The sequence below is a fragment of the Nostocoides japonicum T1-X7 genome, from assembly GCF_001046855.1.
Classification (GTDB): domain Bacteria; phylum Actinomycetota; class Actinomycetes; order Actinomycetales; family Dermatophilaceae; genus Nostocoides; species Nostocoides japonicum.
In genome coordinates, this window is the sequence record NZ_HF570958.1 from 3925347 (window position 1) to 3932565 (window position 7219).

The 7219-nt window shown below is 72.2% G+C and carries 7 protein-coding genes; all 7 read left to right on the forward strand.

The window, feature by feature from the left end; translation table 11 throughout:
- Positions 1–124 precede the first annotated feature (124 nt).
- Positions 125–1189: a 2-dehydropantoate 2-reductase gene (locus BN12_RS17795; protein WP_048554566.1), complete on the forward strand. Its 1065-nt coding sequence runs from the start codon at positions 125–127 to the stop codon at positions 1187–1189.
- 20 nt (positions 1190–1209) lie between these two features.
- Complete coding sequence (locus BN12_RS17800; protein ID WP_048556557.1) at positions 1210–1770, forward strand: low molecular weight protein-tyrosine-phosphatase; 561 nt, start codon at positions 1210–1212, stop codon at positions 1768–1770.
- 298 nt (positions 1771–2068) lie between these two features.
- Positions 2069–3487 carry a S53 family peptidase gene (locus tag BN12_RS17805; protein ID WP_048554567.1) on the forward strand — a complete coding sequence of 473 codons (1419 nt, stop codon included), beginning with the start codon at positions 2069–2071 and terminating at the stop codon, positions 3485–3487.
- A 79-nt stretch (positions 3488–3566) separates the two neighbouring features.
- Complete coding sequence (gene purB / locus BN12_RS17810; RefSeq protein ID WP_048556558.1) at positions 3567–4985, forward strand: adenylosuccinate lyase; 1419 nt, start codon at positions 3567–3569, stop codon at positions 4983–4985.
- Positions 4986–4992: 7 nt separating this feature from the next.
- Positions 4993–5457 (forward strand): hypothetical protein, encoded by a 465-nt coding sequence (locus tag BN12_RS17815; protein WP_048554570.1) that lies wholly within the window; start codon positions 4993–4995, stop codon positions 5455–5457.
- Positions 5458–5520: 63 nt separating this feature from the next.
- On the forward strand, positions 5521–5802 hold the full coding sequence (locus tag BN12_RS17820; protein ID WP_048554572.1) for a metal-sensitive transcriptional regulator: 282 nt from the start codon (positions 5521–5523) through the stop codon (positions 5800–5802).
- A 7-nt stretch (positions 5803–5809) separates the two neighbouring features.
- Positions 5810–7219 (forward strand): heavy metal translocating P-type ATPase (locus BN12_RS17825; protein WP_048554578.1); only part of this gene is annotated, 1410 nt, incomplete at its 3' end.

The window sequence follows — 7219 nt, forward strand, 5'->3', positions numbered from 1 at the left end:
GCGTCGGGGTGGTGCACAGACCCCGATCGGGTGGCAGACCGCCAAGAGTCGACGGCCCGACGCGGCAGGGTCCACCGGCCCGACGCGGCAGGGTCCACCGGCCCGACGTGGGAGGATCGGCGCCATGCCGACGCCTGTGGAGCCTCTGCACCTGGGAGTGCTCGGCGCGGGCGCCATCGGCTGCTGGGTCGGTGGCATGCTCGCGGCGGATGCCGCGGTGACCCTCGTCGGGCGGCCCCGCGTCCACGATCCGATCCGCGAGAGCGGGCTGACCGTCGAGTCCCCCGAGGAGCGCCCGCGCCTCGTGCCCCCCGACCGGCTCCATCTCACGACCGACGTGCGGGACCTCGTCGATGCGCAGGTCGTCCTCCTCTGCGTGAAGTCGCGCGACACCGCGCCCGCCGTCGCGAACGCCGCATCGCATCTGCGGCCCGGCGCGATCGTCGTGAGCCTGCAGAATGGACTGCACAATCCCGAGCGCGCACGCGAAGCACTTGCGGCACAGGGCGTCTCGGCTCACGTGCTCGCCGGGATGGTTCCCTTCAACGTGGCGCGGACCGGCCCTTCGACCTACCGTCGGGCGACCTCCGGAGGCATCCTCGTCGAGGACGACGCGCGGGCCGAGCCCCTCGTCGCGGCGGCGCAGCGCAGCGGTCTGCCGCTCGCCACGCACCCGGACCTGCCGGGCATCCAACGCGCCAAGCTCCTCATGAACATGTCCAACGCCGTCAACGCGCTCTGCGGCCTCCCCCTTCGCGACCAGTTCGCCGATCGTGACCTGCGCAAGGTCGTCGCGGTATGCCAGGAGGAGGGTCTGCGCGTGCTCGAGGCGGCCGGCACTCCCCCGGCCCGTATCGGGCGGTTGGGCACGCGGGACATGATCCGCGTCCTGCGGCTGCCGACACCGCTGTTCGCGCTCCTGGCCAAGGCACAGCTGCGGATCGATCCCGCCGCGACGTCGTCGATGTCCGACGACCTCGACGCCGGGCGGCCGACGGAGGTCGACGAGCTGCAGGGCGAGGTGGTACAGCTCGGCCAGCGGCACGGCATACCGACTCCGGCCTGTGCCGCGGTCGTGGCCCTCGTCCACGATGCCGAGCGACGCGGATCGGGCGACCGGCCCCGATGGAGCGGGCCCGACCTCCTCGCGGCGGTGGCCGGCGGGGCGGCGGGGGGTCCCCCGGCGTGACGCGGGAGACTGTCACCACCATGAGCCACCACGAGCCCTATCGCGTCTGTGTCGTCTGCACCGGCAACATCTGCCGCTCCGTCATGGGCGAGGTGATGTTGCGGCAGGCGCTCGAGGAGGCCGGCCTCGGCGATCGTGTCGCCGTCGACTCCGCCGGCACGACGAGCTGGGAGGAGGGCAACCCAGCCGACCCTCGCACCGTCGCGACGCTCGCGAGGCAGGGGCTCGACGGTCACGGCGTACGCGACCACGTCGCGCGCCGCTTCGACGGCTCGTGGCTCCCGGATCTCGACCTCGTGCTCGCCGCCGATCATGGCCACCTCTCCGCTCTCCGGCGCCTCGCTCGTCGCGAAGAGGACCGGGCCAAGGTGCGGATGCTGCGGTCCTTCGACCCTCTGAGCGAGGCGGCCGGCGACCTCGACATGGACGACCCCTGGTACGGCGGCACCGCGGACTTCGAGCGGACCTACGACGAGATCGCCGCGGCGCTGCCCGGCCTCGTCGAGTACGTGCGCGAGGCCCTCGCCGGCGACGCCGTCCCGGACCTCGCCGGCGGCTCCGTGCCGGACAGGGATCGGTGAGCCGACGGGTTCGACGAGCGATCCGTCCACCTGGCCAGCTGCCACCCGATCGGGGCCTGTGCACCAGCGGCTGTCGGTCGGTGGGTCTGGGTGTCCGTCGGTCGCCACCGGGTCCGCCGGCCGCCACCCCCCTCTCGGCTCGAGGGTCTCCGCACCGACCTGGATGCGGGCCTCGCCGGACAGCACCTCGACGGCAAGTCGTGACATCTGTCACCCGTCCTGCTCCCGGTCCACTGCTAGGACGGTTCGGGGAGGGAGCAGGGGACCGAGCGATCGGCCCCACGACCAGGAGGGATACATGGCCCGAGCACGTCGAGGCATACCCATCGCGGGGGCGGCAGCAGCCCTCGCCACCGCGGTCGTCGTCGCAGCACCAACGGCGACGACCGTCATCTCCGCAACGACGACCGGCACGGCATCACGCGCGGTCCACGCATTGGTCGCCACGTCCGGCGCGGCGCAACCGGCCATCGGGACGAACCCACCGCGCGTCAAGGCCGGTGTCGTCGCGAAGGGCTTCAAGGCCGCCTCGCCGGATGCGGTCGTCTTCAGCTGTCAGTCGGCGAGCGCGCCGACCCGCTGCTTCGGCCCGCAGCAGATGCGCAAGGCATACGGCACCGACAAGCTCATCAAGGCGGGGAACACGGGCAAGGGACAGACCATCGTCATCCTCGACGCGTTCCAGAGCCCGACGGTCCAGCAGGACCTCGACACCTTCGACGCGGTGTGGGGGCTCCCGAACACCAAGGTCAAGGTCGTCGCGCCCCAAGGCCTCACGCCGTGGGACCCGAACGACGCCAACCAGGTCAGCTGGGCAGGCGAGATCAGTCTCGACGTCCAGTGGGCGCACGCCATCGCTCCACGGGCCAAGATCGTCCTCGCCCTCGCGAAGACCAACAACGACAACGACCTGCAGGCGGCCCTCGCCTACGTCGTCAACCACCGCCTCGGCGACGTCCTCTCCCAGAGCTTCGGCGAGGCCGAGGTCTGCTACGGCGTCAACCCCGACGGCACCCGGCAGCCCGGGACGACGCTCGCCGCCCAGCACCGCATCTACCAGAAGGCGCAGGGCAAGCGGATGACGCTCCTCGCCTCCGCCGGCGACTCCGGCTCCACCCAGCCCACGTGCGACGGCGCGTCGAACATCATCGCGGCCTCCACCCCCGCGAGCGACCCTCTCGTCACGGGCGTCGGTGGCACGCAGCTGTTCGCCAACATGAGGACCGGCGCCTACCAGCGTGAGGTCGTCTGGAACGAGGAGGCGAGGTTCGGCTACCGGTCCTCCGGCGGTGGCGGCTTCAGCTCCGTGTATGCCGTGCCCTCCTTCCAGAAGGGCCTCGGGTCGCTGCCCTCCCGCGGCGTCCCGGACGTCAGCTACAACGCGGCGATCGACGGTGGCGTGCTCGTCGCCTTCAGCGCGGGCGTCTACCCGAGCGGCACCTTCTTCATCTTCGGCGGGACGAGCGCCGGGTCGCCGCAGTGGGCCGGGCTCCTCGCCGACATCAACCAGCTCAACCACGGCCCGGTCGGCGGGATCAACCCGACCCTCTACCAGATCGCCGCGAAGGCGCCGTCGGCCTACCACGACATCACGGTGGGCCAGAACGGCGACTTCGGGCTGGGCGGCTTCACGGCCGGCACGGGATGGGACGCCGCGAGCGGCCTCGGCACGCCCGTCGCTCCCGTCCTCGCCAGGCAGCTGGTCGCCCGGCGCTGAGTGGCCCGAACCCCGGGGACGCCCGACGCGGCGTCCCCGGGTTTGGCCGGCGCCCACGGCCCACGGGACAATGGCCGTCATGGACTCCCTCGCCGACGCGACGCCGCCGATCCCCCTCGGCGCCCTCGACGGTCGCTACCGCGCCTCCGTCGCGCCGCTCGTCGACCACCTCTCCGAGCCCGCGCTCAACCGGCAGCGCCTCCACGTCGAGATCGAGTGGCTCATCCAGCTGACCGACCGGAGCGTCGTTCCCGGCGTCCGCGGCCTCACGGCCGACGAGAAGGCCGCCCTCCGGCGCATCGTCGCCGACTTCGGCCCCGACGAGATCGCCGAGCTCGCGACGATCGAGCGCGAGACGCTTCACGACGTCAAGGCCGTGGAGTACTTCCTCAAGCGCCGCCTCGCCGAGATCGCCCCGGCCCCGCAGGACGCCGGCCTCGCCGAGCTCATCCACTTCTGCTGCACGTCCGAGGACGTCAACAACCTCTCCTATGCGCTCATGGTCAAGGGAGCGGTCACCGAGGTCTGGTCGCCGAAGGCGCACGCCGTCGCCGGCCAGGTGAGCGATCTCGCCGAGCAGCTGCGGGGCATACCGCTGCTCGCCCACACCCACGGCCAGCCGGCCACGCCGACGACGCTCGGCAAGGAGCTCGCCGTCCTCGCCCACCGGCTGCTGCGCCAGCTGCGCCGCGTCGACGCCGCCGAGCACCTCGGCAAGCTCAACGGCGCGACGGGCACCTACGGCGCCCACCTCGCCGCCGTGCCCGGCGCCGACTGGCAGGAGATCTCGCGCACCTTCGTCGAGGGGCTCGGGCTGACGTGGAACCCGCTGACGACCCAGATCGAGAGCCACGACTGGCAGTCCGAGCTGTATGCCGACATGGCCCGGTTCAACCGGATCCTCCACAACCTCTGCACCGACGTGTGGACCTACATCTCGCTCGGGTACTTCGCCCAGGTGCGGGGGCAGGGCACGGTCGGCTCGAGCACGATGCCGCACAAGGTCAACCCGATCCGGTTCGAGAACGCCGAGGCCAACCTCGAGGTGTCCAACGCGCTCCTCGACGTCCTCTCGGCGACGCTCGTCCAGAGCCGGCTGCAGCGCGACCTCACCGACTCCTCGATGCAGCGCAACATCGGCACCGCCGTGGGACATTCACTCCTCGCCCTCGACAACGTCGGCCGTGGCCTCGCCGGTCTCGACGCCGTGCCGGAGGCGATGGCCGCCGACCTCGAGGCCAACTGGGAGGTGCTCGGCGAGCCGATCCAGTCGGCGATGCGCGCGCTCGGCGCCCAGGGCGTTCCCGGCATGGACCAGCCCTACGAGCGGCTCAAGGAGCTCACGCGGGGTCGCCGGATCACCGGCGACGACCTGCGCGAGTTCGTCCGCGGGCTCGGGTTGCCCCCCGACGTCGAGGCGCGGCTGCTCGCGCTCACCCCGCAGACCTACGTCGGGCTGGCCCCGGTGCTCGTCGACCATCTCGTCGCCGAGCGGTGACCACGAGGTGAAGGCACGGGCCATCAAGGCCGCCGGCTGGATCCTCCTCGTCGGAGCCGTCGTCATGGTGCCCTGGACCGTCTACCTCGCGACGACGCTGCCGCGCCAGGTGCCCTCGTGGCACTACCGCGGAGCCTGGACGGGGTTCGACGTCATGCTGTGCCTGTCGCTGCTCGCGACCTCCGTGTCGATCCTGCGCCGGGGCCGGTGGATGTCCGCGCTCGCCGCGTCGACGGCGACCTTCCTCGTCGTCGACGCATGGTTCGACGTCGTGACCTCGCCGACCCGGCAGGATCTCCGGCTGGCGCTCGCCTCCGCGCTGCTCGTCGAGCTGCCGACCGCGCTCGCCTGCGTCCTGGTCTCCCTGCACGCGCAGAGCGTGAGCGAGGCCCGGGCGGTCGAGGCCGCCCGGACGCGGTTGCGCCGGCTCCTGCGGGCCGAGCGTGAAGGCGACCGCCCCCACGTCCTCTGACTCGAGGAATACCCCATGGGGGTATGCTGTTGTCGAGGCTGAACGAGCGTCGAGGAGGACAGCATGACCGGTTACGCCGCCGACAAGGACGCCTATCTCAAGCGTCTCAAGCGGATCGAGGGGCAGGTGCGTGGTATCGCGCGGATGGTCGAGGAGGACACCTACTGCATCGACATCCTCACCCAGGTCAGTGCCGCGACGAAGGCGCTGCAGGCGGTGAGCCTCGGCCTCCTCGAGGACCACATCGGGCACTGCGTCGTCGACGCTGCCCGGGAGTCCGACGCCGCGGCGCAGGACAAGGTGCGCGAGGCCTCCGACGCCATCGCCCGACTCGTGAGGAGCTGACGAACCGATGACCGACCAGCTGGTCGACCTGTCCATCTCCGGCATGACCTGCGCGTCGTGCTCGGCCCGGGTGGAGAGGAACCTCAACACGATCGAGGGCGTCGAGGCGACGGTCAACCTCGCGACGGAGAAGGCGAGGGTCCGGTATGCCGCGCCCGTCACCGTCGAGGACCTCCTCGGGGCCGTGACGCGCAGCGGCTACTCGGCGACCGTCGTTCCCGAGCGGGGTGCCCACGGCGGCCCCGGCTCGACGGGCCACCCCGACCACGCCGACCATGCCGGTCACCTGGACCACGATGCCGCGCCGGCCACCGAGCTGCGGCGCCGGGCGATCGTCGCCGCCGTCCTCACCGTGCCGGTCGTCCTCCTCGCGATGATCCCTGCGCTCGAGTCGACGGGCACGCGGTGGGTCCAGCTCGTCCTCGCGACCCCGGTCGTCCTCTGGGCGGCCTGGCCGTTCCACCGGGCGGCCGCCGTCAACGCCCGGCACGGCGCCTCGACGATGGACACCCTCGTCTCGATCGGTGTCCTCGCGGCATACGCCTGGTCCGTCGTCACCCTGCTCGCGGGATCGGGTGGCCACCTCTACTTCGAGGTCGGCGCGGTCGTCACGACCTTCCTCCTCCTCGGCCGCTGGCTCGAGTCCCGCGCGAAGACCCGGAGCAAGGGTGCGCTCCTCGCTCTCATGGACCTCGGGGCCAAGGACGTCGCCGTCCAGCGCATCGACGCGGCGAGCCGAGTGACGACCGAGCTGCGGATCCCCGTCGACGACCTGCGGGTCGGCGACCACTTCGTCGTCCGGCCGGGCGAGAAGGTCGCGACCGACGGCGTCGTCCTCGACGGCCAGTCGGCCGTCGACACCTCGGTCGTCACGGGCGAGTCGGTGCCTGTCGAGGTCGGACCGGGCGACCGGGTCACCGGTGGCACCGTCAACGCCCACGGCCGGCTCGTCGTCGAGGCGAGGGCGGTCGGCGCGGACACGACGCTCGCGGCGATGACCCGGCTCGTCGAGCAGGCCCAGACCGGCAAGGCGCCCGTCCAGCGGCTCGCCGACCGGGTCTCCGCGGTCTTCGTGCCGGTCGTCCTCGTCGTCGCGGCCCTCACCTTCGTCGGCTGGTGGATCGGCAGCGGCGACCCCGCCCAGGCGCTGACCCACGCCGTGGCCGTCCTCGTCATCGCCTGCCCGTGCGCGCTCGGCCTCGCGACCCCGACCGCGCTGCTCGTCGGGACGGGCCGCGCCGCCCAGCTCGGTGTCCTCATCAAGGGCCCCGAGGTCCTCGAGGACACCCGCCGCGTCGACACCGTCGTCCTCGACAAGACGGGCACCGTGACGACCGGCGAGCCGGTGCTCACCGCGATCACGACGACCGGCCGCCTCTCCGAGGACGCCGCCCTCCGGGCGGCCGCGGCCGTCGAG

Bases quoted from the DNA above. Each gene is read 5' to 3' on its own strand.
- BN12_RS17795 (WP_048554566.1), top strand. From the start codon at position 125: ATGCCGACGCCTGTGGAGCCTCTGCACCTGGGAGTGCTCGGCGCGGGC.
- BN12_RS17800 (WP_048556557.1), top strand. From the start codon at position 1,210: ATGAGCCACCACGAGCCCTATCGCGTCTGTGTCGTCTGCACCGGCAAC.
- BN12_RS17805 (WP_048554567.1), top strand. From the start codon at position 2,069: ATGGCCCGAGCACGTCGAGGCATACCCATCGCGGGGGCGGCAGCAGCC.
- purB (WP_048556558.1), top strand. From the start codon at position 3,567: ATGGACTCCCTCGCCGACGCGACGCCGCCGATCCCCCTCGGCGCCCTC.
- BN12_RS17820 (WP_048554572.1), top strand. From the start codon at position 5,521: ATGACCGGTTACGCCGCCGACAAGGACGCCTATCTCAAGCGTCTCAAG.